Source organism: Methylobacterium sp. Leaf118, from assembly GCF_920984675.1.
Taxonomy (GTDB): Bacteria; Pseudomonadota; Alphaproteobacteria; order Rhizobiales; family Beijerinckiaceae; genus Methylobacterium.
Window position 1 is genome coordinate 14,697 of record NZ_CAKLBV010000036.1, and the last position, 25,416, is coordinate 40,112.

General features: G+C 69.7%; 24 protein-coding genes and 1 tRNA gene. 13 read left to right on the forward strand and 12 right to left on the reverse strand.

Translation table 11 applies throughout. The features are described 5' to 3' along the window. Positions 1-54 precede the first annotated feature (54 nt). The 4 genes from LW587_RS15305 to map form a co-directional block, all read right to left on the reverse strand. Entirely contained in the window at positions 55-1,494 is a 1,440-nt protein-coding gene (locus LW587_RS15305; RefSeq protein WP_232630452.1) for a circularly permuted type 2 ATP-grasp protein, read from the reverse strand. Positions 1,495-1,679: 185 nt separating this feature from the next. Then, complete coding sequence (locus tag LW587_RS15310; protein WP_232630453.1) at positions 1,680-2,051, reverse strand: VOC family protein; 372 nt, start codon at positions 2,049-2,051, stop codon at positions 1,680-1,682. A gap of 52 nt (positions 2,052-2,103) precedes the next feature. Beyond that, positions 2,104-2,841: a RadC family protein gene (radC, locus tag LW587_RS15315; protein WP_232630454.1), complete on the reverse strand. Its 738-nt coding sequence runs from the start codon at positions 2,839-2,841 to the stop codon at positions 2,104-2,106. A 28-nt stretch (positions 2,842-2,869) separates the two neighbouring features. Continuing rightward, on the reverse strand, positions 2,870-3,697 hold the full coding sequence (map, locus tag LW587_RS15320) for a type I methionyl aminopeptidase (protein ID WP_232630455.1): 828 nt from the start codon (positions 3,695-3,697) through the stop codon (positions 2,870-2,872). 152 nt (positions 3,698-3,849) lie between these two features. On the opposite strand from map, the gene LW587_RS15325 reads away from it, so the two are divergent. From LW587_RS15325 to LW587_RS15335, 3 genes are all read left to right on the forward strand, one after another. Further along, positions 3,850-4,113: a zinc-finger domain-containing protein gene (locus tag LW587_RS15325; protein ID WP_232630456.1), complete on the forward strand. Its 264-nt coding sequence runs from the start codon at positions 3,850-3,852 to the stop codon at positions 4,111-4,113. A gap of 7 nt (positions 4,114-4,120) precedes the next feature. Then, a complete protein-coding gene (locus LW587_RS15330; RefSeq protein WP_232630457.1) occupies positions 4,121-5,308 on the forward strand; it encodes an FAD-dependent monooxygenase in 1,188 nt (395 codons plus the stop codon). Positions 5,309-5,420: 112 nt separating this feature from the next. Beyond that, positions 5,421-5,507, forward strand: a tRNA-Leu gene (locus LW587_RS15335). 114 nt (positions 5,508-5,621) lie between these two features. On the opposite strand, the gene argC is transcribed toward LW587_RS15335, so the two are convergent. After that, positions 5,622-6,563, reverse strand: coding sequence for an N-acetyl-gamma-glutamyl-phosphate reductase (argC, locus tag LW587_RS15340; RefSeq protein WP_232630458.1), 942 nt, complete (start codon positions 6,561-6,563; stop codon positions 5,622-5,624). A 196-nt stretch (positions 6,564-6,759) separates the two neighbouring features. Here argC and LW587_RS15345 point away from each other — a divergent pair, with 196 nt between their 5' ends. Beyond that, the gene (locus LW587_RS15345) at positions 6,760-7,281 is read left to right on the forward strand and encodes a DUF5872 domain-containing protein (protein ID WP_232630479.1); all 522 of its coding nucleotides are present in this window, start codon (positions 6,760-6,762) and stop codon (positions 7,279-7,281) included. Between the two features lie 124 nt (positions 7,282-7,405). On the opposite strand, the gene LW587_RS15350 is transcribed toward LW587_RS15345, so the two are convergent. The 5 genes from LW587_RS15350 to LW587_RS15370 all read right to left on the reverse strand — a co-directional run bounded on the left by LW587_RS15350 (position 7,406) and on the right by LW587_RS15370 (position 11,688). After that, positions 7,406-7,651, reverse strand: a complete 246-nt coding sequence (locus LW587_RS15350; protein WP_232630459.1) for a BrnA antitoxin family protein — start codon at positions 7,649-7,651, stop codon at positions 7,406-7,408. Between the two features lie 5 nt (positions 7,652-7,656). After that, the gene (locus LW587_RS15355; protein ID WP_232630460.1) at positions 7,657-7,893 is read right to left on the reverse strand and encodes a hypothetical protein; all 237 of its coding nucleotides are present in this window, start codon (positions 7,891-7,893) and stop codon (positions 7,657-7,659) included. 314 nt (positions 7,894-8,207) lie between these two features. Next, positions 8,208-9,605, reverse strand: coding sequence for an FAD-binding oxidoreductase (locus LW587_RS15360; protein WP_232630461.1), 1,398 nt, complete (start codon positions 9,603-9,605; stop codon positions 8,208-8,210). Positions 9,606-9,622: 17 nt separating this feature from the next. Beyond that, a complete protein-coding gene (gene serA / locus LW587_RS15365) occupies positions 9,623-10,873 on the reverse strand; it encodes a phosphoglycerate dehydrogenase (RefSeq protein ID WP_232630462.1) in 1,251 nt (416 codons plus the stop codon). A gap of 179 nt (positions 10,874-11,052) precedes the next feature. Continuing rightward, positions 11,053-11,688 carry a glutathione S-transferase N-terminal domain-containing protein gene (locus LW587_RS15370; RefSeq protein ID WP_232630463.1) on the reverse strand — a complete coding sequence of 212 codons (636 nt, stop codon included), beginning with the start codon at positions 11,686-11,688 and terminating at the stop codon, positions 11,053-11,055. Positions 11,689-11,937: 249 nt separating this feature from the next. On the opposite strand from LW587_RS15370, the gene LW587_RS15375 reads away from it, so the two are divergent. The 5 genes from LW587_RS15375 to gltX all read left to right on the forward strand — a co-directional run bounded on the left by LW587_RS15375 (position 11,938) and on the right by gltX (position 16,959). Then, entirely contained in the window at positions 11,938-12,195 is a 258-nt protein-coding gene (locus tag LW587_RS15375; RefSeq protein WP_232630464.1) for a hypothetical protein, read from the forward strand. A 19-nt stretch (positions 12,196-12,214) separates the two neighbouring features. Then, positions 12,215-14,227: an FUSC family protein gene (locus LW587_RS15380; protein ID WP_269780339.1), complete on the forward strand. Its 2,013-nt coding sequence runs from the start codon at positions 12,215-12,217 to the stop codon at positions 14,225-14,227. Positions 14,228-14,229: 2 nt separating this feature from the next. Beyond that, positions 14,230-14,424, forward strand: coding sequence for a DUF1656 domain-containing protein (locus LW587_RS15385; protein WP_232630465.1), 195 nt, complete (start codon positions 14,230-14,232; stop codon positions 14,422-14,424). 86 nt (positions 14,425-14,510) lie between these two features. Then, the gene (locus LW587_RS15390; protein ID WP_232630466.1) at positions 14,511-15,494 is read left to right on the forward strand and encodes a biotin/lipoyl-binding protein; all 984 of its coding nucleotides are present in this window, start codon (positions 14,511-14,513) and stop codon (positions 15,492-15,494) included. A 115-nt stretch (positions 15,495-15,609) separates the two neighbouring features. Then, positions 15,610-16,959, forward strand: coding sequence for a glutamate--tRNA ligase (gltX, locus tag LW587_RS15395; RefSeq protein WP_232630467.1), 1,350 nt, complete (start codon positions 15,610-15,612; stop codon positions 16,957-16,959). 91 nt (positions 16,960-17,050) lie between these two features. On the opposite strand, the gene LW587_RS15400 is transcribed toward gltX, so the two are convergent. Both LW587_RS15400 and LW587_RS15405 read right to left on the reverse strand, forming a co-directional pair. Beyond that, entirely contained in the window at positions 17,051-17,371 is a 321-nt protein-coding gene (locus LW587_RS15400) for a hypothetical protein (RefSeq protein ID WP_232630468.1), read from the reverse strand. A 174-nt stretch (positions 17,372-17,545) separates the two neighbouring features. Further along, positions 17,546-18,028: a phasin gene (locus tag LW587_RS15405; RefSeq protein WP_232630469.1), complete on the reverse strand. Its 483-nt coding sequence runs from the start codon at positions 18,026-18,028 to the stop codon at positions 17,546-17,548. 287 nt (positions 18,029-18,315) lie between these two features. Here LW587_RS15405 and LW587_RS15410 point away from each other — a divergent pair, with 287 nt between their 5' ends. From LW587_RS15410 to LW587_RS15425, 4 genes are all read left to right on the forward strand, one after another. After that, positions 18,316-20,889, forward strand: coding sequence for a sensor histidine kinase (locus LW587_RS15410; RefSeq protein ID WP_232630470.1), 2,574 nt, complete (start codon positions 18,316-18,318; stop codon positions 20,887-20,889). 246 nt (positions 20,890-21,135) lie between these two features. Continuing rightward, a complete protein-coding gene (acs, locus tag LW587_RS15415; protein ID WP_232630471.1) occupies positions 21,136-23,088 on the forward strand; it encodes an acetate--CoA ligase in 1,953 nt (650 codons plus the stop codon). Positions 23,089-23,271: 183 nt separating this feature from the next. Beyond that, positions 23,272-23,652, forward strand: coding sequence for a DUF485 domain-containing protein (locus tag LW587_RS15420; RefSeq protein WP_232630472.1), 381 nt, complete (start codon positions 23,272-23,274; stop codon positions 23,650-23,652). Next, on the forward strand, positions 23,649-25,337 hold the full coding sequence (locus LW587_RS15425; protein WP_232630473.1) for a cation acetate symporter: 1,689 nt from the start codon (positions 23,649-23,651) through the stop codon (positions 25,335-25,337). The genes LW587_RS15420 and LW587_RS15425 overlap by 4 nt, the downstream gene beginning before the upstream one ends. Positions 25,338-25,416 lie beyond the last annotated feature (79 nt).

Genomic DNA, 25,416 nt, shown 5'->3' on the forward strand with positions numbered 1-25,416 from the left:
GGCACAGGATTCGCTCCGGACGCACCGGGGACGCATAACGAATGGGCGATCGGCTTAGGCATCGAGCACCCATGTGTCCTTGGTGCCGCCGCCCTGGCTCGAATTGACCACGAGCGAGCCCTCCTTCAGGGCAACCCGGGTCAGGCCGCCCGGAACGATGCGGATTTCGTCGGCGCCTGCGAGCACGAAAGGGCGCAGATCGACGTGACGCGGTGCGACGCCCGAGGCCACGAAGGTCGGGCAGGTGGACAGCGACAATGTCGGCTGGGCGATGAAGTTGTCGGGCGTGTGCCTGAGCTTCTTGGCGAACTCGTCGATCTCGCGCTTGGTGGCGTGGGGGCCGACCAGCATGCCGTAGCCGCCCGAGCCGTTGACCTCCTTCACAACGAGGTCCTTGAGGTTGTCCATGACGTAGCCGAAGGCATCCTTCTCCCGGCAGCGGAAGGTCGGCACGTTGTGCAGGATCGGCTCCTCGCCGGTGAAGAACTTCACGATCTCCGGCATGTAGCTGTAGACCGCCTTGTCGTCGGAGATACCGGTGCCGACGGCGTTCGAGAGCGTCACGTTCCCACGCTCATAGGCATTCATCAGTCCCGGCACGCCCAGAACCGAGTCCGGGCGGAACACGAGCGGATCGAGGAAGTCGTCGTCGAGGCGGCGGTAGATCACGTCGACCCGGCGCGGCCCCTCGGTGGTGCGCATGTAGACGACGTCGTCCTTGGTGAAGAGGTCGCCGGCCTCCACGAGTTCGACGCCGAGCTTGTCGGCCAGGAACGAGTGTTCGTAGAACGCGGAATTGTAGCGCCCCGGCGTCAGCAGCACGACGGTGGGATCGCGGGTCGCCGAGTGAGGCGCCAGGCTGCGCAGGGTCGCGAGCAGAGCGTCGGGATAGTTCTCGACCGGGGCGACGCGGTGGCGCGAGAACAGCTCCGGGAAGAGCCGCATCATCACCTCGCGGTTCTCCAGCATGTAGGAAACGCCGGACGGGGTGCGGGCGTTGTCTTCGAGGACGAAGAAGTCGTTCTCGCCGGTCCGGACGATGTCGATCCCGGCGATGTGGACGTAGAGGTCGTGGGGCACGTCGAAGGCCCGCATCTCCATGCGGTAATGCGGGTTGCGGTAGACGAGATCGGCCGGGATGATTCCGGCCTTGATGCACTCCTCGGCCCCGTAGACATCGTTGATGAAGGCGTTGAGTGCCGTCACCCGCTGCTTCAAACCGCGCTCGAGAAAATCCCATTCGGGCTTCGTCAGGACGCGGGGGATGATGTCGAACGGGATCAGCCGCTCGGTCGACTCGTTCGCACCGTAGACCGCGAAGGTGATGCCGATGCGCCGGAACAGCATCTCGGCCTGACTGCGACGGGTGTTGAAATGCTCCGGCGGCATCTTGTCGAGCCAGGCCTTCAACGTGTCGTAGGCCTGCCGGACGGTGCCGGCATCGGTCAGATCTCCGCCGATCCCGTTCATCTCGTCGAACGCCGTGAGCGCCATCCGCGCCATTCCCCCAGTTGTGCCATGCTGCCGGAGCAAGAGGCAGGCCACGGCAGCGTCCGTGGCCCGTCAGCCCGGCGCGTTGTCTCTTCGCCCGATCTCCTTCGGAGTTGGGCGCCGCGAGCCTGTCCGCCTCGATGTAGCGGACGCATCGCGCAGGCCCATCCCCGTCGGCGCGGGCAGGCTCAGATGACCATCGCGATTTCGAAGCGATGCCCGTCCGGATCGCTGAACCGGACTGCGTAGATGCCGCTGTACCATCGCGCCTCCTCGACATCGCCTGCGCCGAGGCGGATGACGAGGTCGTGCGCGCGATCGACCCGTTCGATATCGTCGACGCACAGGACAATGATTCCGCCGATCCCGCCAACCCGGTCGGCGCCCGGCGCGGCCTCGCGGACGATGATCCGCGGAAGGAAATCCGCCGACGGGTCCCACAATATAGCCTGGGGGACGGGACGGACCTCGACGATTCCGAACTCTCCGGACAGCCCCTCGTAGAAGGCGACCGCGCGCGTCCAGTCGAGCGTTTCGAGAATGATGGCTTCAACGATCATGTCTGAACCGCGACAGGCGGCGCTGCCCCACGGGCGCCCACAGGAGCACCGCTCACCCGATCAGCTTCAACCCCTTGAGGCTCGCATGTCCGTCGCGGCCCAGAATCACGTGGTCGTGCACCACGATACCCAGCGGATCGAGCACCGTGACGATCTCGCGGGTCATGCGGATGTCGGTGCCCGAGGGCGTCGGGTCGCCGGATGGGTGGTTGTGGGCCAGGATGATCGCGGTCGAGGAGAGTTCGAGCGCCCGGCGCGCGACCTCCCGGGGATAGACCGGCGTGTGATCGACGGTGCCGCGGCCCTGCACCTCGTCGGCGATGAGGTGATTGCGCCGGTCGAGGAAGAGCACGCGGAACTCTTCGCGGGCCGAAAAGGCCATGGTGGCGCGCAGGTATTCGAGCAGCGCCGCCCATGAGGCGAGGAGCGGCCGGGCCGCGATGGCACCCTTGGCGAGCCGCCGTCCCGCGGCCTCCATCAGCTTCAGGTCGGAGATGACACCCGCGCTGACGCCCTCGACCTCGGCGAGCCGGGCGGGCTCGGCGCTGAGAACCTCGGCAAAGGAGCCGAAGCGTCGAATCAGCGCCTTGGCGAGCGGCTTCACGTCCCGCCGGGGAATCGCCCGGAACAAGGCGAGTTCGAGGAGTTCGTAGTCGGGCAGCGCCTCGGCGCCGTGCTCCGCGAAGCGGGCACGCAGGCGCTCGCGATGGCCGTGATAGTGCGGCGCTTCCGCGGATGGGGCCTCGGCGAGACCCGGCAGGCCGGGGGGATCGAGGGGCCGGGGGGCCATCGGCGGCAGTCCCGCGTCGCCCGGCGCGTCAACCCTGCGGCTTCGGCTGGTCGAGTCCCTTGGGCGAGAGGGTGAAGATCTCGTAGCCGTCTTCCGTCACCGCCACCGTGTGCTCGAACTGCGCCGAGAGGGAGCGATCGCGGGTCACCGCGGTCCAGCCGTCGGAGAGGACCTTCACGTCCGGGCGACCGAGATTGATCATCGGCTCGACGGTGAAGAACTGGCCGGGCTTGAGCGGCACGTCGTAGCTCGCCTCGACGTAGTGCAGGATCGTCGGTGCGTCGTGGTAGAGGCGCCCGAGGCCGTGGCCGCAGAAATCCCGCACCACCGAGCAGCGCTCGGCTTCCGCGAAGGTCTGGATCGCGCGGCCGATGTCGTTGGTCGAGCCGCCGGGCTTCACCGCCCGGATGCCGCGCATCAGCGCCTCGTAGGTGATCTCGCACAGGCGCTGCGCCTTGCGCGGCACTTCGCCGATATAGGCCATGCGGCTCGAATCCCCGTGCCAACCGTCGAGGATCAGGCAGATGTCGAGGTTGACGATGTCGCCCTCGCGCAGGGGCTTGTCGTTGGGGATGCCGTGGCAGACGACGTGGTTGATCGAGGTGCAGATCGACTTGCGGTAGCCGCGGTAGAACAGCGAGGCCGGATAGGCCCCGTGGTCCATCCCGAACTCGAAGGCGAGTTGGTCGAGATGTTCCGTCGTCACCCCGGGCTGGGCCGCCTCGACCAGCAGGTCGAGGGCCTCGGCGGTCAGGCGGCCGGCCCGGCGCATGCCCTCGAATCCCTCGGGCCCGTGGATCGGCGGCTCCGGGGCGCGACGGCCGCCCTCGGCCACGGCTTGCTCGTCTCGGCTCATGGATGTCGGGCGCTGTGCAGTTCGGAGGCGGCGGATCGTTCCGTCTTACGCCGCGGCGGGCCTCTCGCCAACCCGCCGCTCCGGTCCCGAGGGCCCGGCTAGGATTACGGCGTCGAACGCGCTAGACGAAGGCTCCGGCTCAGGGACGTGCGATGGCTGACAAGGCGGTTCCCCATTATCACAACCAGCCCGGCATGCGGGTGGTCTCGGTGGGCTCCAAGGAGTTCATGTGCATCGGCGCCCTGCCGCCCTTCGACCATCCGCACGTGTTCCTCGACATGGGCGCGGACAGCGAGATCATCTGCCAGTACTGCTCGACCCTGTTCCGCCACGATCCCGAGCTGAAGGCCGGCGCCGCGAAGCCGGAAGCCTGCGTCTGGACGGACACCGTCGGCGGAGCCACGAAGGCGGCCTGAGCCGGCCGTGGCGCCGCTCTCCATCGCCATCGTCGGCGCGGGCATCGGTGGGCTCACCGCCGCCCTCTCCCTGGCGGGCGCGGGCCACGCCGTCACCCTGATCGAGCGCCGCACCGGCTTCTCGGAGGTGGGCGCGGGCCTCCAACTCTCCCCGAATGCCAGCGGCGTGCTGATCCGGCTCGGTCTCGGCGCGGCGCTCCGTCGGGCGGCCGACGAGCCGCCGGGCGTCACCGTCCGCGCCCTGGCCACCGGCCGGGTGATCGGCGGGATTCGCCTCGGGGCGAGCCTGCGCGAGCGGCACGCCGCGCCCTACTACGTCATCCACCGCGCTGACCTGCAGACGCTGCTCCTCGATGCCGTGCGCGGTCGCTCGGGTATCCGGCTCGGCATCGGGCGCACGGTGGCCGATCTGACCGAGGATGCGGGCGGCGTCACCCTGTCCGTGTCGGGCGTCGATGGAGGGCGCCGCGAGACCCTGCGGGTCGATTGCGTGATCGGTGCCGACGGGGTCCGCTCGGGCTTGCGGAGCCGCTTCGACAAGCGCCCCCTGCGCCAGCACCGGCAGGCGGCGTGGCGCGCCCTGATCCCGCGGGAGGCTGCACCGGAGGCATTCCAGGGCGAGGAGACCGGGCTCTGGCTCGGGCCCCGGCGCCACGTGGTCCATTATCCCGTGGGTGGGGGACGGCGACTCAACGTCGTCGCCATCGCGCCCGAGCGTGAGGGCGACGAGGATTGGGGCCGGATCGGCGATCCTGCGGCCCTGCGCGATCACTTCCCCGATGCAGCGCCCGCGCTGGCCGAATTGCTGCGGACGCCGGACGCCTGGGTGGTCTGGTCCCTCGTGGATCGTCCGGCGGTGCGGCCGATGGCACGCGGGCGCCTCGCCCTCCTCGGCGACGCCGCCCATCCGGTCCTGCCCTTCCTGGCCCAGGGCGCGGCGCTCGCCATCGAGGATGCGGCCGTGCTGACCGCGCAGCTCTCGGCTGCGCCCGACGTTCCGACCGCGCTCGCGGCCTATGCGGCGGAGCGCGCCACCCGCGTGAGGGCCGTCCAGCGGGCCGCCCGCGGCAACGGGCGCTTCTACCATGCCGGCCGCCTGGTCGGCTTTGCCCGCAACACCGTCATGGCCCGGCTCGGCCCCGAGGGCATGAGCGCGCGTTATGCGTGGCTCTACGGCTGGACGCCACCGGCTTGATCTGCCCCCGCCGCCCCGCTACCGCTGGCGCCAGGCGCACCCCGGAGATCCGACCGCCGCCGCCTCATCCAGCAGGGGAGGCGACGCGAGACATCTCCCGAACGCGCCTCATGCGGACGTGGCGGAATCGGTAGACGCACGAGACTTAAAATCTTGCGGCCCCACGGCTATGCGGGTTCGAGTCCCGCCGTCCGCACCACATCACCAATCGGGCAAAGCGCTCACCGGAAACGGGCCGGAACATGGCCCCACGTCCGCCGGTGGATCGCCCCCTAGGGGCGACCGTAGCGTTTGAGGGCCGCGCGCGCGGGGCTCAATCCAGCCCGAGCATGAGAACGAGATTCTGCACCGCCGCGCCCGAGGCGCCCTTGCCGAGATTGTCGAGGCGAGCGACCAGCACGGCTTGGCGGTGGTCGTCCGAGCCGAACACCCGCAGCTCCAGTCCGTCGGTATCGTTGAGGGCCTCCGGCTCGATCCGCTCGCGATGGGCGCCGGCCTCGGCGCCGGGGACGAGCCGCACTTGCGCCGCGCCGGCATAAGCCTCGGCGAGGGCCGCTTCGAGGTCGCCGGCGGTGGGCAGGCCGGGCAGCGTGTCGAGGTGGAGCGGAATGCTCACGAGCATGCCCTGACGGAAATTGCCGACGGACGGGATGAAGATCGGCCGACGGGTCAGCCCGCTATAGGTCTGAAGCTCCGGCACATGCTTGTGCGCGAAGCCGAGGCCGTACAGCTCGAAGGCCGGAGCCTGTCCCGCCTCGTAGGCCTCGATCATGCTCTTGCCGCCGCCGCTATAGCCGCTCACGGCGTTGACGCTGATCGGATGGTCAGGGGCGATCAGGCCCCGCTCGACCAATGGGCGCAGCAGCGCGATGCCGCCGGTCGGGTAGCAGCCCGGATTGGCGACCCGCCGCGAGGCGCGGATGGCGTCGGCCTGTCCGGGCGTCAGTTCGGCGAAGCCGTAGGTCCAGCCCGGGGCGACCCGGTGGGCGGTGCTGGCATCGAGAAGCCGGGGGCCGCCGCCGGGGAGGGAATCGGCGAGCGCGGCCGTTTCGCGCGAGGCGTCGTCGGGCAGGCACAAAACCACGAGGTCGACCTGCTCGAGGATGGCCCGCTTGGCGGCGGGGTCCTTGCGCCTCTCGTGCGGAATGCTGACGAGCTCGACGCGGCCCTCGTGCTCCAGGCGTTCGCGGATGCCGAGTCCGGTCGTGCCGGCCTCGCCGTCGATGAACACCTTGGGGGCGGTGGCCTCTGGCATCGTGATCCTCGCTCGGCCGGGTGCGGCCGCCTCGTTGCTGGCGCGCAGGTGGAAGCTTCGTCCGGCCCTGTCAACGCTCATGGCCTCCGGCACGACGCGCGCCGCCTCCTGTGGAGCGCGCGGGCGCGGCCCGGAACTCACCCTGCGGCCTCCTGTTGACAGGCGAATGTCGATCGACCGGGTCGCGGAGTGGATGATGGCGGAGCGCGCGAAGAAGACCGATCCTAAGCTTTGGGAGAAGGTCAAGGACGAGGTCACGAACTCGTCGAAAGGCGGCAAGCCGGGCCAATGGTCGGCCCGCAAGGCGCAGATGGCGACCACCGAGTACAAGAAGGAGGGCGGCCGATACGAGGGCCGCAAGTCCGACGACAACAGCCTCAAGCAATGGACCGACGAGCAGTGGGGTACGAAGTCGGGCGAGGCGAGCGGCAAGACCGGCGAGCGCTACCTGCCCGAGAAGGCTCGTGAGACGCTCACGGCATCCGAGTATCGCCGCTCCACCGCGAAGAAGCGGGCCGATTCTGCCCAGGGCAAGCAGCACTCGAAGCAGCCGGCCGACGTGGCCAAGAAAGCGGCTTCGGCACGCAAGACCGGCAAGACCGCGAACGCCTCCGGAGGGGACACCAAGGCGGAGCTGATGGAGCGGGCGAGAAAGCGCGACATCGCCGGCCGCTCGAAGATGACGAAGGGTGAACTGGAACGCGCCCTCGGCGCCTGACGCCAGGAGCCGGTGACCACCGGGCGGCGTCGCGAAGGGTGACGGAACCGAGCGCAATGCGACCGCCCCGCTTCCGCGGCGTCTCGGGATGGCGACGGCGAACCGATCGCCGTCGCCGCGCGGTTCAGAGACCCGCCGCGGCCTTCAGCGCCGCGTTGATCCGGTCATGCCAGCCGGGACCGTCCTTCTGGAAATGCTCCAGAACGGCCTTGTCGATCCGCAGCGACACCGTTTCCCGCGCACCGGGGATGGCGGCGGGGGCCGGCGCGGCGGGCGCTGCTTCGGGGGTCTTCCGGGTCACGGCGCGGAAGGCGGCCTCGGCCGTCTGACGCGGATCGCTGGAACGGCGGCTGCGGTGGTCGATCGCCATGACGGTCAGACCGCCGCCTTCTTGCGGCTGCGCTTGGGGGCGGGCGGCGGCGCGGCGGCCCGGACGGCGGCCTCTTCGGCTTCCTTCGCCAAGCGCAGGGCCTTCAGCCGCACCGTCCGCTCATCGACCGCTTTGACCGCCGCGAGATGCTCCGCCATGGCCTGCTGACCCTCGCGGGCCATCCGCTCGGCCCGCTCCGCGCGATCCGCCGCGCGGGTTTTGGCGTCTGTGTCGTCACTCATCGCAAAGGAAACTTTCAAGTTTGATCCAACCCCTCGGGGCCGGAACGGACGGTCCGTTCGGCCACAATCCATCGGAAGGGTGAGCACGCGGCCGGATGCCGTGCCCGAGGATCTGCCTGTTACCGAGACGATTAGCACGAAAGGGGAGGCCGTGACGAATCCGGTCAAGACCTTGCGGCCGAGTCGTCCGCAGCGTCCTGACTTGCGGGAGGGAACATCACGGCGAGCGCGTGCGACCGCCCCGTCCGCACACCCTCAAGTGCCGAACGACGATCGCTCCAGGCCACCGGCGACTTCTCGCGCGACGGTCCGGATTACGCCCGCAACACCTTGCCCGGGTTGAGGAGCCCGTCCGGGTCGAGGGCGTGCTTGAGGCGACGGGCCAGAGCCATCTCCTCCGGACGGCGGCGCCGGGCGAGCTCGTCGACGCGGTATTGCCCGATTCCATGCTCGGCGGAGATGCTTCCGGCGAAGTGATCGACCACATCGTGGACGATCCGGTTGATGGTGGGGCTGTCGTGCTCGGGTCCGATCAGGACATTGTAGTGCAGGTTGCCGTCTCCCATGTGGCCGAACACGTTCGGGACGGTGCCGGGCGCGTCCTCGGCCAGCGCCCGGTCGGCGGCCTCCAGGAAGGCGGGAATCGCCGGGATCGGCACCGAGACGTCGTGCTTCACCGATCGCCCCTGGTGGGCTTCGCACTCGGTGATGCGCTCGCGCAGGCCCCAGAGGCCCGCGGCCTGCCCCTTCGATTCCGCGAGTACGCCGTCCAGGGCGTCCCCGCGCTCCAGGGACCCGCCGAGGGTGCCCTCGACCGCGTCGCGCAGGCCCGACAGGCTCGAGCCCGCCTCGAGCAGGACGCACCAGGGCGAGGGGGGCAGCGGGCTCGTCATCCCGGCATGGCGCTCAAGCAGATCGAAGGAGCAGCGTGAGATCAGCTCGAAGGCCTGGATCGTGTCGCCGAGGCCGTCCTGCGCGGTGGCGAGCACCCGCAAAGCCGCCTCAGGGTCGGGCACGGCCAGAAGCGCGGTCTCGGTGAAGCGCGGCCGGGGCACGAGACGCAGCACCGCCGCGGTGACGATGCCGAGGGTGCCCTCGCTGCCGATGAAGAGCTGCTTCCAGTCGTAGCCGGCATTGTCCTTGCGGAGCGCGCGCATCCCGTCGACGACGCTGCCGTCCGCGAGCACGACTTCGAGGCCGAGCACGAGGTTTCGGGTCATGCCGTAGCGCAGCACGTTGATGCCGCCGGCATTGGTGGCGATCATGCCCCCGATCATCGCGGAGCCCTCCGCCGCGTAGCTCACCGGGAACAGCCGGCCGGCGGCCTCCGCCGCCGCCTGGGCCGCCTGCACCACGCAGCCCGCCTCGACCGCCAGAGTGAGGCCGACCGGATCGACCGCGCGGACGGCGTTCATCCGGGCCAGCGAGAGCACGATCTGGCGCCCCGACGCGTCGGGCGTCGCCCCGCCCGCAAGCCCGGTATGACCCCCCTGCGGCACCAGGGCGATGCCGGCCTCGCGGCACAGGCCGACCACGGCCGCGACCTGCTCCGTGCGCGACGGCCGCACCACCGCGGCGGGCCGGCCGGGGAACAGGCGGCGCCAGTCGATCGCGAAGGCCGCGCAATCGGCCTCGTCCGTCAGGAGCCCGCCCGGTCCCAACGTGGCGTCGAGACGGGCGAAGAGGTCGGACGGCAGGCCGGTCGCGCTCATGGTGAAGACTCGGCTCCTCAGGTGATCCGGGCCTGGATCAAGCGGGTGCGCACCGTGCCCTCGATGGCGTTCAGCTCGGCGAGGATGCCGGCACGGTCGGCGGGGTCGGCATCGGCCTCCACCACCACGTAGCCCAACTCGCCCTCGGTCTGAAGGTACTGGGAGTCGATGTTGACGCCGCGCCGGGCGAGCGCTTGGTTGACGCGGCCGAGCACGCCGGGGACGTTCCGGTGCACGTGCAGGAAGCGGACGCCGCCTTGACGCGGCGGGATCTGGACCTGGGGAAAGTTCACGGCGCCCAGCGTCGAGCCGGTCTCGACATAATCGACCAGCTTGCGCGCGACCTCGGAGCCGATCCGATCCTGCGCCTCCTCGGTCGAGCCGCCGATATGCGGCGTGAGGATCACGTTCGGGATGCCCTGGAGGGGGGAGACGAAGCGCTCGTCGTTGGAGCGCGGCTCGACGGGGAACACATCGACCGCCGCGCCCCGCAAGCGGCCTTCCTTGAGCGCGAGGGCCAGCGCGTCGAGATCGACCACGGTGCCCCGGCTGTTGTTGATCAGATAGGCGCCCGGCTTCATCCGGCCGATTCGCTCGGCGCTCATGAGGCCATGGGTGAGCGACGTCTCCGGCACATGAAGACTCACGACGTCGCTGGCAGCGAGCAGGGCGTCGAGGCTCTCGGACGGCTCGGTATTGCCGTGGCGCAGCCGGTCGGTGAGATCGAAGAAGATCACCCGCATGCCCATCGCCTCGGCGAGGTTCGAGAGCTGCGCGCCGATATTGCCGTAGCCGACGATGCCCAGCGTCTTCCCGCGCACCTCGAACGCGCTGTCTGCCGATTTGTCCCAGCCGCCGGCATGGGCCGCCTCGGAACGCGGCGTGATGCGGCGCAGCAGCATCACGATCTCGCCGATGGTCAGTTCGGCCACGCTGCGGGTGTTGGAGAACGGCGCGTTGAAGACCGGGATGCCGCGGGCGCGGGCCGCTTCGAGATCCACCTGATTGGTGCCGACGCTGAAACAGCCGACCGCCACGAGGGCGGGGGCGGCGTCGAGCAGGCCGATCGTGACCCGGGTGCGCGAGCGAATCCCGAGAACGTGAACGCCGGCGAGCGCCTCGGCATCGGCCGATCCCACGGCGCGCGGCAGGCGGCGCACGTCGCGGATGCCGGCCCGCGCCAGAACCTCCACCGCCGACGGGGCGATGTTCTCGGCCAGAACGATGTTGACCTGATCCTGGAGCGTGAAGCTGTCCGTGCCCGGCATGGTGTCGCCTTGCGCCTGTCGTCGATGAGCGACCGCCATTGCATCAATGGTGCGGTGCGGCAATCGCCGGTCGGTGGCGTCGGGCGACGCCGGGCGCGATTTGTGACGCGGTTCTCCCGGAGGCCCTCATCCGGGAAACATCCTCCGCCGCGTTCGGTGGGACGGGGCTGACCTCCGCTTCAGATCGCCGCGAATCCCCGCTGCACGGCGGGGCGGGCGAGCAGCGTCTCGAGCCAGCGGTGGACATGGGGACGGTCGCCGATCACCACGCCCTGTTTCTCGTGGAACTTGGCCCAGGGCAGGCAGGCGATGTCTGCGATGGAATAGGTGTCCGCGAGGTATTCGTGGTCGGACAGCCACCGGTCGAGGACGCCGTAGAGGCGCTTCGCCTCCTCGGTGTAGCGGTCGATGGCGTACGGGATCTTCTCCTGCGCGTAGATGCGGAAATGGTGCGCCTGCCCCAGCATCGGGCCGAGCCCCCCGACCTGCCAGAACAGCCATTGGTCGACCGCCGTGCGGGCGCGTTCGTCGGCGGGATAGAAGCAACCGGTCTTGCGGCCGAGATATTGCAGGATCGCCCCGGACTCGAAGACCGAGATCGGGGCGCCACCGGGCCCGTCGGGATCAACGATCGCCGGAATCTTGTTGTTGGGGGAGATCGTCAGGAAGTCGGGCGCCAATTGCTCGCCCTTGCCGATGTTGACCGGCACGACCCGATAGGGGAGGCCGCACTCCTCCAGCATGATCGGGATCTTCCAGCCGTTCGGCGTGCTCCAGGTGTGAACCTCGATCGGCTGTGCCGTCGCGACCGCCATGCTGCATCCCGGACTGACCCGGGCGACCGGCCCGTGCCATGGAGGTAGCGCGGATCCGTGTGAGGGCTCAAGATGTCGGCCGCGCTTCGAGGGTCGCGCCCTCGGCTTCGTTCGCCAGGGGGCGGGGGCCGGCGCGGGCGATTGCTATGCGTAAGTTGTAAGCGGCGCTTGCGCTTTGTCCTCGGATGCGGCCTTGATGCCGCCCGCGCGGACGGCGGGGTCGCCGGGCCCGCCGACCGGAGTTGTCCGATGCTCACCCGTCTCTTCGCCGCGGCCCTCTTCGCCGCGCCGCTTCTCCTCGCCCAGGCCGCCGCTGCGCGGGACGCCGCACCGACCGCAAAGGAGGCGAAGGAGCCGAGTGCCGGACAATCGGCGGCGCGGGATCGGCAGAAGAAGTGCGGCGCCGAGTGGCGCGCACTCCCGGCGGCCGAGAAGTCCGCCCAGGGGCCGAAATGGCCGCAATATTACAGCAAGTGCGTGAAGCGCCTGAAGGAACAGAAGGCCTGACGCCGGCCTCGGCGCCGTTGTGACCGGATCCGCCCGATGGGGCGAGCGGTTCGTCGACGCCGCCGACCGCTGGGTCCCACCGCCCTCCGCCTGGGCCTTCGCCCTGCGGATCTGGATCGCCATGATGCTGGCGCTCGCCGCCGCCTTCTGGCTCCAGCTCGACAGTGCCTCCTCGGCGGCGGTGGGTGTCGCGATCCTGGCCCAGCCCAAGCGGGGGCAGGCGCTCTCGAAGGCGTTCTACCGGTTCTTCGGGACGCTGGTCGGCGGCATCGTGGCGATCGCACTCCTGGCCCTGTTCGCGCAGGACCGGGTGCTTCTCCTCGTCGGCTTCGCGGTCTGGCTCGGTCTCTGCGTCTTCGCCGCGCAGTTCCTTCAGGACACCCGCGCCTACGGCGCGATGCTGGCCGGCTTCACCGTGGCGATCATCGCCATTGCCCATATCGACGCGCCGCAGACGGCTTTCGAGGCCGCGATCGGGCGCGTCGCGGCCATCGCGGTCGCGATCGTGGCGATCACCTTCATCAACGACGCGCTCGCCTCGCCGACCACGTGGCAGGCCCTGCGCCCCCGCCTCGCCGATGCGGTCGCGCAGGTGAAGGCGTTCGCCCGGGAGGCCCTGGAGACGGGAGATCCCGGTCCGGAGCGCAGCGCGGCCCTGATCGGACGCATCGCCCCGATGCGGGCCGACGCGAATGCCATCGCGGGGGAACTCGACGACGGCGTCAACCGGGCGGCGGGAGCGCGCAGCGCCATCGCCGCGCTCTACGTGCTGACGGCCGCGAGCCGCGCGCTGTCCGCCGCCATGGCGCGGGTCGAGCGAACGGACCGGGTCGTGCAGGAGGCCCACGGCATCGCCCTGCGCGCCGTCGCGACGGACGGCTCGGCGGAAGCGCTCGCCCGCGACGGCGCACGCCTGCGCGACCTGATCGATGCGAGTCTGCGCGCGCCGACCTGCTCCGTGGACGCGGTGATGGCGCTGCAGCGCGCCCTCGACGTGACCAACGCCGCGACCTTCGCCGCCGATGGTCTTGCGGCGTTGGGCGACGGGCACGCGCCGTTGCGCGATGTTGCGCTGCCGACCCATCGCGATTTCCAGGTGGCCCTGCGCGCGGCGCTTCGGGTCGTCATCGCCTTCGGGCTGACGGCCAGCTTCTTCATCCTGGCCGGCCTGCCGCAGTCCTCCTTCGCCCTGGTTCAGGTGGCCGCGACCTGCTCCCTGTCCGCCGTGACGCCCGATCCTCGGAAGTTCGCGCTCGGCGTCCTGATCGGGATGCCGCTGGCCGCCCTGTGCGCGGGGACGATCCTGTTCGCGGTTCTCAACGGCAACCAGGGGTTTCCCCTGCTGGCGATCGCGATGGCGCCGGTGGTCTTCCTCGCCTGCTTCCTCGCGCTCCATCCGCCGACCTTCACGGTGGGGTTCATCACCCTCGTCTTCACGCCGGTCCTGCTCGCGCCGGAAAACCCGCAGAGCTATGACCCGCAGGCCTTCCTGATGAACGCGCTGCTCGTCGTGATCGCGGCGGTGATCCTGTTCCTGACCGTGCGGCTGGTCCTGCCGATCGCGTCCTCGCGCCACCGGGCTTTCGCCCTGGAGGAGGCGCGGCGCGATCTCGCCGAGGCGCTGGCGGGGGGGGGGGGCGACGCCACCACCCGTACCAGCCTGAATGCCGACCGGCTGTTCCAATTCTCGGCCTGGAATTCCGGAAACGGTGCCGTGCGCCGGGCGAGCCTCCATCACGCCTTCGCCCTCGCTCAACTGGAGGCGGCGGCGGCCCGCGCCCACGCGCAATTGCGCGAGCTCCGCCGCGTCGGCGGCCTGACCGCGCGGATCGCTCAGGCCCGCGAGGCGCTCGTGACCGGATGCTCGGCCGACCTCGAGCGGGCCGCGCAGGCGCTGATCCGGGCCGCGCCCGGCGAGGCGCGCGACGTGCGCCTGAAGCTCGCCCGCGCGACGACCGATCTCGCGACCGCCGCGCAAGTGATCCAGCGTCACGGCCGATTCTTTCGGCGCCTGTCCCTCCCGAGTTCCTGAGGATGCCCCACGACCTTCCCCTCGGCGGCGTCCTGGTCTCGCGCTTCGTCTTCGACGCGCTGATCGCCTTCGCGATCCTCCTCGCCCTGAGGGTCGTGTTCCGCCGCATCCGCTTCGCCCGCTTCGTGGCGAACCCGCCGCTCGCCGAGGCCGGCCTCTATGTATGCGTCCTCGCCCTGATCGTGGTGCTGCTGTGAACCGTGACGCCCCTTCGTCGCAGGAGGACCGGACTGCGGAGGACGCGCCCGCCGACGCGCCGCGCGCGCCGGATTCCGGGACGCGAATGGCGGACCGCCCCCGCGCCGGGCGGCGCGTTCGGGTCGGCAAGGCGCTGCGCCTCCTCGCCACCGCCCTCATCCTGATCGGCGCCGCCTTCGCGGCGAGCCTCGTCTGGCAGTTCTACGTGACCGCCCCCTGGACCCGTGACGGACGGGTGCGCGTGCAGGTCGCCAACATCGCCCCCCAGGTCGCGGGCTCCATCAAGGAGCTGAGGGTTGTCGACAACCAAGCGGTGAAAGTGGGGGACATCCTCTACGTGATCGACCCGTTCGATTTCGAGGTCGCGGTCACGGCGGCCGAGGCCGAGGTCACGACTCGCGAGGCCGACCTCGCGGTGAAACAGGCGCAGGCTGCGCGCCGCGCGGCGCTCTCCACGGTCTCGACCTCGGTCGAGGAAAAGCAGCAATTCGCCGGCACCGCCCGGATCGCCGAAGCGGCCCTGGAGACGGCGAAATCGCAGCTCGCCCAGGCGCGAAAGAACCTAGAGCGGACGCAGGTGCGCTCGACGGTGAACGGGCGCGTCACCAACCTGCTGCTGCGCGTGGGCGACTATGCGTCCACCGGCACCGCCAACGCCCGGGTGATCGACACGGATTCGTTCTGGGTCGATGGCTATTTCGAGGAGACGAAGATGGCCCATATCCGGGTCGGCGCCTCCGTCGAGGTCGCCCTGATGGGCTACGGAACGCCGCTTCACGGCACCGTCGAGAGCATCACCCTCGGCATCTCCACCGCCAACGCCGCGCCCAGCACGCAGAGACTTCCTAACGTCGATCCGGTCTATACCTGGGTGCGCCTCGCCCAGCGCGTGCCCGTGCGCATCCGTCTCGCGCATGTGCCGCCGGAGGTGACACTGGTGGCGGGCCTTACCGCGACCGTGGTGGTCGAGGACGGCGATGGGGGCCGGCTGGCCTGGGCGAATGCCCTGCGCGCACCGTTTCTCGGCACCGCGCACCGGACGGCGCCGCAGGCCGGCTCCGCCCCGTAAGCGTCGCGGACCGCAGAGGCGCGCCGTCGAGGCGAGATCGCGAGCGGGCGTGAACCCGCTCCGCCGGACGCCGGAGGCGGGTGCGGCCATCGGGAAAAGTCGGTAGAGGAGCGCCATGGTCGCCTCTCCGCTCGTTCGCTTCGCCCCCTCGCCGACGGGCTTTCTGCATATCGGCAACGCCCGCCCGGCGCTCTTGAACCTCCTGTTCGCGCGCCGCCACGGCGGGCGCTTCCTGCTGCGCCTCGACGACACCGACCGGGAGCGTTCGACCGAAGCGTTCGCCGAGGCGATTCGGGCCGATCTCGCCTGGCTCGGCGTCGCGCCGGACCTGTTCTATCGCCAGAGCGAGCGCACGGCGCTCTACGACGCCGCGGCCGAGCGGCTGAAGGCGGCCGGCCGGCTCTACCCCTGCTACGAGACGCCGGAGGAACTGGATCGCCGCCGCAAGCGCCAGCTCGGGCGCGGACAGCCGCCGATCTACGATCGGGCGGCGCTCGACCTCACGACGGGCGAACGCGCCGCACTGGAGGCGGAGGGCCGGCACCCGCATTGGCGGTTCAAGCTCGACCATCGCATGGTCGCCTGGGACGACCTCGTGCGGGGCGAGAGCCACGTCGATTGCGCTTCGCTGTCCGATCCGGTCCTGGTGCGGGCCGACGGCAGCTACCTCTACACGCTCCCCTCCGTCGTGGACGATGCCGAGAGCGGCATCACCCACGTGATTCGCGGCGAGGACCACGTCACCAATACGGGCGTGCAGGTGCAGCTGTTCGAGGCTCTGGGCACCGCCGTGCCGCGGTTCGGCCATCACAACCTGCTCACCACCGCGGACGGGGAGGGCCTCTCCAAGCGCCTCGGTCACCTCTCGCTGCGCAGCCTGCGCGACGCCGGCTACGAGCCCGCCGCCCTGCGTTCCCTCGCGGTGCTGACGGGTTCGGCGGAATCGGTTCGCCCGGTCGCCTCCCTGGAGGCCCTGGCGGAGCTCGTCGATCTCGCCCACCTGTCGCGGGCGCCGGCCCGATTCGATCCGGCCGAACTCGACGGTCTCAACGCCCGCCTCGTCCACGAGATGCCATTTCCAGAGGTGCGCGAGCGCCTCGCCGGACTCGGCATCGCGGAGGACGCGGCCGAGGCGTTCTGGGGCGCGGTGCGGGCCAATCTCGGCCGGGTCGGCGAGGCGGCCCCGTGGTGGCGCGTCGTAGCGGGACCGGTGACGCCGGTCGTGACGGATGCCGCCTTCGTGGCCGAGGCCGCGCGGCTCCTGCCGAACGCGCCGTTCGGTCCCGGCACGTGGAAGGCCTGGACCGAGGCCGTGAAGGCGGCCACCGGCGCGAAGGGCCGCGCCCTGTTCATGCCGTTGCGCCTTGCCCTCACCGGGCTCGATCACGGGCCGGACTTGGCAGGCCTGCTCCCCTTGATCGGGCCCGAGCGGGCGGCCCAGCGGCTCGCCGGAGACGCGGCGTAGCGAATCGTCCCGGATGAAGGCGAGCCGGATGAGATCGGGCGCCTCGTATCGGAGCCGGTCTCCGGGACGAGACGCCGATTCGCGGGGGCCCTCAGGGCGCGACGCGACCGACCGCGGTCTGTGGCCCGTTCATGAACGAGACCGGCATGTCGCAGAAGCAGCGCGCGCCGAGCGGACGCGGGCCGGGCAGGGGGCAGGAATAGGGCTGGGCGCCGCTGATGCCCGACTGGACCGCGTCGCAGTTCAGACCCATCGGCCGCGGCGGGGGACGATCGTAGCCCGGCTCACGGTAGATTCGGCGCGGCGGCGGACGGTCGTAGCCATCGTCGTAGTACTGGGCCTGGGCGGGGGCGAGGCTGCCGGCCGCGAGAAGAGCCATGGCCGCGAGGCTCAGGCGACGGACAGGACGCATGTGTCGGTAACTCCGCTGAGTCGCCCCCGGCCCAGGGCGGGCGGGAGCCTGTCTCGCGCGGGACACTGGCGCTGCCGGGCGGCGAAAAGACGGCGGACGGGGACGCCAACGAGAAACGGCCCGCGCCGAGACGCGAGCCGTCGAAGAACGGGTCGGGCGCAGTGCCCTCCGGACTTACTGGTGGTTGGCGGCCTTCTGGACGTCGGAGGCGTTCTCACGGGCGGTCTCGACGCCCTGCTCGTAGGCCGAGCGGGCCTCGTTGGCACCCTGCTGGATCGCGCTCTTGGCGTTCTCGGCGCTCTGCTGGAAGGCGCTCTGGGCCAGACCACCGAACTCCTTGGCCTGGGCCTGGATCGCCGCGAACTGCGAGCGGACGTACTCGGCCTGGTGCTGCATCGCCTCCTGGACGTCGCGCGAGCGGACGAGCTTCTGCGCGAGGTCGAAGGCCGCGTTCACGTTCTGCTCGGCGAACTCGAAGCCGCGCGACGACAGGCTGTTGGCGTTGGAGCGGGCCAGATCGCTGGAACCCTGGACCGTGTCGGCAGTGCGGCGAGCGGCGCCGATGAACGAGTCGAACGCCTTGCGGGCCTGCTCGACGCTCTTCTCCGCGAAATCACGCATTTCGGTCGGGATCTCGTAGTTCGGGGTGTTGCTCACTGCCATCTCCTTCGGTTGTGGACCCAATCGCATTGTGCACTGCAACATAGCAGGGTGACCGCGCTTTCGCCAGCCCCGGCATGCGGATTAAGGTTTCCAGTTGATAAACGTGTGTCGGTAAGCTCCGATGTCTATGTCTGAGGCGCGTTAAGTTGCACAAGCCGCCATGCGGGGGACCGTCCGCGGATCGGGGATTCCGATCGGCCTCCGATTGCGGCGCCGTGCGTAGGATCGCGAAGTCCGGCCGTTCGGGCGTTGTTGAAGGGGCAGTCTTGACCAGGGGTCGGATGTCGGACCGCGCAGTGCAAGGCCTCATTCCGGAGGATCAGGAGCTCGTCCGCGCCGCCGTCGAACGGTGGCGCATCGATCCGATGACCGCGCACCTCGTCCGAGAGGGCGCCGCGCTCCTCGTGCTCGACGACGAGGCGCGCCGTCTTCTTCATGCCGCGGGCCCGGCGGCCGCCTTCGGGGCTGGCATCACCAGCCCGGACGGGACGCTCCTGCCCTCCCTTCGCCTGCCCGACCAGATCCGCCGTACCGGAATGATCGGGGGCCGCCCGCGCATGGTCCGTCTGCGGATGGATCCTCGCGGCGTCGCCCCGCCCGTGGTCGCCCTGCTCGCGCGGGTGTCCCTCGACGCCGAGCGCGGCGCACTCCTGATCGCCCCGCTCGGCTCGTTGCCCGCCCTGCGCCCGACCGAACCCGCCGTCGCGCCCGCGCCGACGGACGAGGCGGACGCGGACGCATCGACGAGCGCCGCGTCCCCGGCTCCTTCTCTCCTTTCGGCCTCCGCGGAGGCGGAGGCGGAGCCCGCGGATCTCCCGATCCGCCTCGTCTGGCGCAGCGACGCCGATGGGGTGGTGACGCAGGTGTCACGGACCCATCCGGATCTCGCACAGGCGCTGCTCGGCCGATCCTGGGCGATGCTGACGGCCGACGGGATCGTGGAGGGCGATGCCTTGGCCGCGGCGCTCACGGCCCGCGAGACGTTTCGCGCCCTGCCCGTGGTCGTGCAGGGTCGTACTCTCGCCCATGCCCTCGATATCTCCGGAGCGCCGTCGGGCCGGGTGACCCGAGACTTCTCGGGGTTCAGCGGGTTCGCGATCGTCAAAGAACGCCAGCCGCGACCGGCCCTCGGGGAGGATGCGCCGGCGGGCACCGACGGCGACGCGCTCGAGAGCTTCGAGGACACGCCGGATGTCCGTCATGAGGACAGTCCGGCCGCGTCCACCGTAGCGGAAGCCGAGGCGCTCTCCGTCAGCGAGCACGCCGCCTTCCGCGAGGTCGCCCGTGTTCTCGGCCTGCGCTTCGCGCATGACGAGAGTTCGGCCGCGACCGACGCGCCCCGGTCCGATCCCGCCCCGGGCGGCTCGGTCACGCCCTTTCCGACCCCGCCGGGGCGGGTGGCGGAGACGGAAGCCCGGGTTCGGGGAACGCTGCTCGAAATCCTGGAGAGCCTGCCGGTCGGCGTGCTGGTCTACCGAGAGAGCGAGGTCCTGTTCGCGAGCCGCGCCTTCTTGGCTCTGACCGGCTACGGCGACGCGGCGGCTCTCGCGGCGACGGGTTTGCCCCGCCTGTTCCGGGGCCTGTCGCCCGGTGAGCGCGGGATCACGCCGGGGCGGACCCTGCCCTTCGCGCGGGCCGGTGGGGACACGGTCGCTCTGGTGGTCGATCACGCCCGGCTCGACTGGGACGGCGCGCCCGCCGAAATCTGCCTCGTCCGGGCGAGCGATCCGGAGACGATTCCCCCGCCGCTCCCGCCGAACGCCGCGAGGCTGCGCGCGGAAAAGGTGCTGGACAGTCTGGAGGAGGGGGTCGTCACCCTCGACGGCGAGGGACGGGTGGTCGGCCTCAATCCCAGCGCGGCCGAACTCGTGCACGCCCATCCCAAGGAGATCGTCGGCGGTCGCTTCGCCGACCTGTTCGCGCCGGAGAGCCTGCCGGCTCTGGAAGCCGCCGTCAGCGATTCGCAGCGGTCGGGCGCGAGCGAGTTGCTCGGCATCACCGCGCGTTCCGGGGCGGCCGCCCTGCGCCTGCGCATCGCCCGCCTCTTCGGCGAGGATTCGCCCGGCTATTGTGCCAGCCTCCGGGAAATCCGCGAGGAGGTCGCGGCGGTTCTCCCGGTTGCGGCGCCGGCGGCCCCGGCGCCGGCCCCCGAGGATGCCAGCGCCGCCGCGGCGCCCTGGAAGGCCAACGCCCTCGCGCGCGTCAGCCGCGAGATCCGCACGCCGCTCAACGCGATCCTGTCGCTGACCGACATGATGCTGTCCGACCGCTTCGATCGCGCGGATGCCGAGCGGCTCGAGGCCTATCTTCGGGAGGTCCGCCTGTCGGGCGGGCGGATCGCCGGGCTGATCGACGACCTGCGCGATCTCGCCGAGATCCAGGCCGGGCGCAGCGCCCTGACTTTCACCCGGATCGCTCTGAACGACCTCGTCTCCGAATGCATCGGCACGATGCAGGCCCAGGCCGCCCGCGATCGGATCGTGGTGCGCACCAGCCTCGCCCCCGACCTGCCCGTGCTCCAGGCGGACGAGCGCTCGATCCGGCAGGCGACCCTGACGGTGATCGGCAACGCGATCCGGGTCACGGAAGCGGGTGGGCAGGTCATCGTCTCGACGACGCTGGCGGAGCGCGACGAGGTCGCCTTGCGGGTGCGCGACACGGGCCCCGGCATGTCGCCTGAGGAGGTCAGCAACGCCCTCGAGCCGTTCCGCGAGGGCGCCGGCTCGACTGCCGAGTGCGGCGGATTCGGGCTGACCCTGACCAAGGCGCTGGTCGAGGCCAATCGGGGCCGTTTCCGGATCAGCAGCCGTCCGGACGAAGGCACGCTCGTCGAGATGATCTTCCCTGCGCCCTGATTCGCCCCTTGGGCCTCGGCGTAGCCCGATCCGTTTGAGATTCCAGCGTTTCGCGTCCGCGGCGCGGCGCGATCGCACCATCGAGTCGTTCCTAAGAAAATTTTGTGCAATTGAATTGCGCAAAATTCCCATGTTCGACTTTTTGGCGCTTGCTCGTCCTCTTCACATGCGATTATGACTTTTGCGGAAGCCCCGGCTGCGCGCCTTCGCGCGATACGATCGGGCACCGTCCAGGGAAGAAACGACATGAGCGAGAAGGTCATCGACGTTCAGGACGCATGGCGTGAGCGTGCTCTGATCGACGACGCCAAGTACGGAGAAATGTACGCGGCCTCTGTTTCGGACCCGGACGCATTCTGGGCCGAGCACGGCAAGCGCATCGATTGGTCGACGCCCTTCACCAAGGTCAAGAACACCAGCTTCGCTCCCGGTGACATCTCGATCAAGTGGTTCGAGGACGGCAAGACCAACGTCGCCGTGAACTGCGTCGACCGCCACCTGCAAACCCGCGGTGATCAGACCGCGATCATCTGGGAAGGCGACGACCCGAACGAGTCCCAGCACATCACCTATCGCCAGCTACATGCGGAAGTGGGCCGGATGGCCAACGTTCTGCGCAACCGCGGCGTCGGCAAGGGCGATCGGGTCACGCTCTACCTGCCGATGATCCCTGAGGCTGCCTACGCGATGCTCGCCTGCGCCCGGCTCGGCGCGATCCACGCCATCGTCTTCGGCGGCTTCTCCCCGGATTCGCTGGCGAGCCGCATCAATGGCTGCGGCTCGAAGGTCGTCATCACCGCCGACGAAGGCCTGCGCGGCGGGCGCAAGGTGCCACTCAAGGCCAATGTCGACGAAGCGATCAAGCGCGTCGAGAAGGACCTCGTGGACCACGTCATCGTGGTGAAGCGCACCGGCGGCAACGTGGCGATGGAGCCCGGCCGCGACGTCTACTACCACGAGGCCGCCGAGCAGGTGACCGACGAATGTCCGGCGGAGGCCGTGGAGGCCGAGCACCCGCTCTTCATCCTCTACACCTCGGGCTCGACTGGCCAGCCGAAGGGCGTGGTGCACACCACGGGCGGCTATCTCGTCTACGCCTCGATGACCCACCAATACGTGTTCGATTACCACGACGGCGACGTCTACTGGTGCACGGCCGACGTGGGTTGGGTCACGGGCCACAGCTACATCGTCTACGGCCCACTGGCGAACGGCGCGACGACGCTGATGTTCGAGGGCATTCCGACCTACCCGTCGAACTCCCGCTTCTGGGAGGTGATCGACAAGCACAACGTGAACATCTTCTACACCGCGCCGACCGCGATCCGCTCGCTGATGGGCGGCGGCGAGGGGCCGGTGAAGAAGACCTCGCGCAAGTCGCTGCGCGTGCTGGGCTCCGTCGGCGAACCGATCAACCCGGAAGCCTGGGAATGGTACTACAACGTCGTCGGCGATGCGCGCTGCTCCATCGTCGACACGTGGTGGCAGACCGAGACCGGCGGGATCCTCATCACGCCGCTGCCCGGTGCCACCCGGCTCAAGCCTGGTTCGGCGACCCGGCCCTTCTTCGGCGTGCAGCCGGTGATGGTCGATGCCGAGGGCAAGGAGCTGGACGGCAAGTGCGAGGGCAACCTCTGCATCAAGGATAGCTGGCCCGGGCAGATGCGCACGGTCTACGGCGACCATGAGCGCTTCGAGCAGACCTACTTCGCGACCTACAAAGGTCTGTACTTCACCGGAGACGGCGCCCGGCGCGACGACGACGGCTATTACTGGATCACTGGCCGCGTCGACGATGTCATCAACGTCTCTGGTCACCGCATGGGCACGGCGGAGGTCGAATCGTCTCTCGTCGCTCATCCGAAGGTCTCGGAGGCAGCGGTCGTCGGCTATCCGCACAACCTCAAGGGTCAGGGCATCTACGCCTACGTCACCCTCAACGAGGGCGAAGAAGGCGACGACGCGCTCCGCAAGGAGCTTGTCACCTGGGTCCGCAAGGATATCGGCCCAATCGCCTCGCCGGACCTGATCCAGTTCGCGCCCGGCCTGCCCAAGACCCGCTCGGGCAAGATCATGCGCCGCATCCTGCGCAAGATCGCCGAGGACGATTTCGGGTCCCTCGGCGACACCTCGACGCTCGCCGAGCCGGCGGTCGTCGACGACCTGATCGAGAACCGCCAGAACCGCGCCAAGGCCTGACGGTGCGCCGTCCCCTCCGTCCGTCAGGGGGGAGGGGAATGCGCGAATGCCCCCCCAATCTCGCCGTTCGAGCCCTCCTCCCCGCCCGGGGAAGGGGGGCCCGAGCGCGCCGCGATGCCAACGAGAAAACAAACCAACCGCCGGCCCACTCGCAGGGCGCCGGAACAGGGTGGGAGGAGATTCATGAACACGATCAAGACGATCGGCGCATCCGCGCCCTTGGCGGCCACCACGGTTCACGGGGCCGGTGACGGGCTCGAGCCCGATCCCCGACTCGACCGGGTGGCCGCAAACCCGATCTTCCAGACGCTGGTGCGAGAGCGGACCCGCTATGGCTGGATCCTCACGGGCGCGATGCTCGTGGTCTATTTCGGCTTCATCGGGCTGATCGCCTTCGACAAAGCCCTGCTCGCCACCAAGGTCGGCGGCACCGCCTCGCTCGGCTTCTACATGGGCATGTTCGTCATCGTCTTCGCTTTCCTTTTGACGGGCATCTACGTCGCTCGCGCCAACACCCGCTTCGACCGGCTCTCGGCCGAACTCGTCCGGAGCCTCGCCAAATGATCCGCATCCTCCCGTTCCTCGCCGCGGGCCTCGCCCTCGGCTTCGCCCCGGCGCTCGCCGCGGGTCCCGACCTCGGTGCGGTGGAGAAATCGCCGACGAACTGGCCGGCGATCGGCATGTTCCTCTTCTTCGTGCTGTTCACCCTCGGCATCACCTACCGGGCGGCCAAGGGCTCGAAATCGGCGGCCGATTTCTACGCAGCGGGCGGCGGCATCTCGGCCGGCACCAATTCGCTCGCGATCGCGGGCGATTACATGTCGGCGGCCTCGTTCCTCGGCATTTCCGGCCTCGTCTACTCGTCGGGCTTCGACGGTCTGATCTATTCGACGGGCTTTCTCGTCGGCTGGCCGATCGTGCTGTTCCTCATCGCCGAGCGCCTGCGGAACCTCGGCAAGTTCACCTTCGCCGACGTGGCGAGCTTCCGCCTCGATCAAACCTCGGTGCGCATCATCTCGGCGACCGGCACGCTGGTGGTGGTGGCCTTCTACCTGATCGCCCAGATGGTCGGTGCCGGGAAGCTGATCCAGCTCCTGTTCGGGCTGCCCTACCTCTACGCGGTGGTGCTCGTCGGCGCTCTGATGATCATCTACGTCGCCTTCGGCGGCATGAAGGCGACGACCTGGGTGCAGGTGATCAAGGCCGGCCTCCTGCTCGGCGGCGCGAGCTTCATGGCGGGGGCGGTTCTCTATCAGTACGGCTTCAGTCCGGAGAAGCTCTTCGCCGCGGCCGTCCAGACCCACCCGAAGGGCGACGCCATCATGGCGCCCGGCGGCCTTGTCACGAACCCGATCGACTCGATCTCCCTCGGCGTCGGCCTGATGTTCGGCACCGCCGGCCTGCCCCACATCCTGATGCGCTTCTTCACGGTCTCGGATGCACAGGCCGCCCGCAAGTCGGTGTTCTACGCCACCGGCCTGATCGGCTACTTCTACATCCTCACCTTCATCATCGGCTTCGGCGGCATCGCCCTGCTGATGTCAGACCCGAGCTACTTCAAGCTCGGTGCCGACGGCACGACCTATGACAAGCTGAAGGACATGCTCGGCGGCACCAACATGGTCGCGGTCAACCTGGCCAACGCGGTCGGCGGCCCGTATTTCCTCGGCTTCATCTCGGCGGTGGCCTTCGCGACCATCCTCGCGGTGGTGGCGGGCCTGACGCTGGCCGGCGCCTCGGCGATCAGCCACGACCTTTACGCCCAGGTCTTCGCCCGCGGTCGAACGACGGAAAAGGCCGAGGTCAACCTGTCGAAGGCGTCCGCCGTCGGCATCGGCATCGTGGCCATCGTGCTCGGTTACATCTTCGAGAACCAGAACGTCGCCTTCATGGTCGGGCTGGCCTTCTCGGTCGCGGCGAGCTGCAACTTCCCGGTTCTTGCCATGTCGATCCTGTGGCGGGGCACCACGACCTGGGGAGCACTGCTCGGCGGCCTCGTCGGCCTCGTCGCTGCGGTGAGCATGGTGGTGCTCTCGGACGCCGTCTGGGTGAAGACCTTCGGTCACCCCGTCGCGCTCTTCCCCTACGCCAACCCGGCCCTATTCTCGATGCCGCTCGCCTTCCTGACGATCTGGGGCGTCTCGGTGCTCGACCGGACGCGGCGCGGCAACCGCGAGCGGGCCGCCTTCGACGCACAGTTCGTGCGTTCGGAGACCGGCATCGGAGCCTCGGGCGCGCACGCGCACTGAGGCAGACAGGGACGCGACATGAAGAAAGGGCCCCGCCTCGCGGCGGGGCCCTTTCTCGTTGGCCCGCAGGTTTCATCTC

Coding starts and splice junctions, on each gene's coding strand:
- LW587_RS15305 (WP_232630452.1), bottom strand. CDS start 1,494: ATGGCGCTCACGGCGTTCGACGAGATGAACGGGATCGGCGGAGATCTG.
- LW587_RS15310 (WP_232630453.1), bottom strand. CDS start 2,051: ATGATCGTTGAAGCCATCATTCTCGAAACGCTCGACTGGACGCGCGCG.
- radC (WP_232630454.1), bottom strand. CDS start 2,841: ATGGCCCCCCGGCCCCTCGATCCCCCCGGCCTGCCGGGTCTCGCCGAG.
- map (WP_232630455.1), bottom strand. CDS start 3,697: ATGAGCCGAGACGAGCAAGCCGTGGCCGAGGGCGGCCGTCGCGCCCCG.
- LW587_RS15325 (WP_232630456.1), top strand. CDS start 3,850: ATGGCTGACAAGGCGGTTCCCCATTATCACAACCAGCCCGGCATGCGG.
- argC (WP_232630458.1), bottom strand. CDS start 6,563: ATGCCAGAGGCCACCGCCCCCAAGGTGTTCATCGACGGCGAGGCCGGC.
- LW587_RS15345 (WP_232630479.1), top strand. CDS start 6,760: ATGGCGGAGCGCGCGAAGAAGACCGATCCTAAGCTTTGGGAGAAGGTC.
- LW587_RS15350 (WP_232630459.1), bottom strand. CDS start 7,651: ATGGCGATCGACCACCGCAGCCGCCGTTCCAGCGATCCGCGTCAGACG.
- LW587_RS15355 (WP_232630460.1), bottom strand. CDS start 7,893: ATGAGTGACGACACAGACGCCAAAACCCGCGCGGCGGATCGCGCGGAG.
- LW587_RS15360 (WP_232630461.1), bottom strand. CDS start 9,605: ATGAGCGCGACCGGCCTGCCGTCCGACCTCTTCGCCCGTCTCGACGCC.
- serA (WP_232630462.1), bottom strand. CDS start 10,873: ATGCCGGGCACGGACAGCTTCACGCTCCAGGATCAGGTCAACATCGTT.
- LW587_RS15370 (WP_232630463.1), bottom strand. CDS start 11,688: ATGGCGGTCGCGACGGCACAGCCGATCGAGGTTCACACCTGGAGCACG.
- LW587_RS15375 (WP_232630464.1), top strand. CDS start 11,938: ATGCTCACCCGTCTCTTCGCCGCGGCCCTCTTCGCCGCGCCGCTTCTC.
- LW587_RS15385 (WP_232630465.1), top strand. CDS start 14,230: ATGCCCCACGACCTTCCCCTCGGCGGCGTCCTGGTCTCGCGCTTCGTC.
- LW587_RS15390 (WP_232630466.1), top strand. CDS start 14,511: ATGGCGGACCGCCCCCGCGCCGGGCGGCGCGTTCGGGTCGGCAAGGCG.
- gltX (WP_232630467.1), top strand. CDS start 15,610: ATGGTCGCCTCTCCGCTCGTTCGCTTCGCCCCCTCGCCGACGGGCTTT.
- LW587_RS15400 (WP_232630468.1), bottom strand. CDS start 17,371: ATGCGTCCTGTCCGTCGCCTGAGCCTCGCGGCCATGGCTCTTCTCGCG.
- LW587_RS15410 (WP_232630470.1), top strand. CDS start 18,316: ATGTCGGACCGCGCAGTGCAAGGCCTCATTCCGGAGGATCAGGAGCTC.
- acs (WP_232630471.1), top strand. CDS start 21,136: ATGAGCGAGAAGGTCATCGACGTTCAGGACGCATGGCGTGAGCGTGCT.
- LW587_RS15420 (WP_232630472.1), top strand. CDS start 23,272: ATGAACACGATCAAGACGATCGGCGCATCCGCGCCCTTGGCGGCCACC.
- LW587_RS15425 (WP_232630473.1), top strand. CDS start 23,649: ATGATCCGCATCCTCCCGTTCCTCGCCGCGGGCCTCGCCCTCGGCTTC.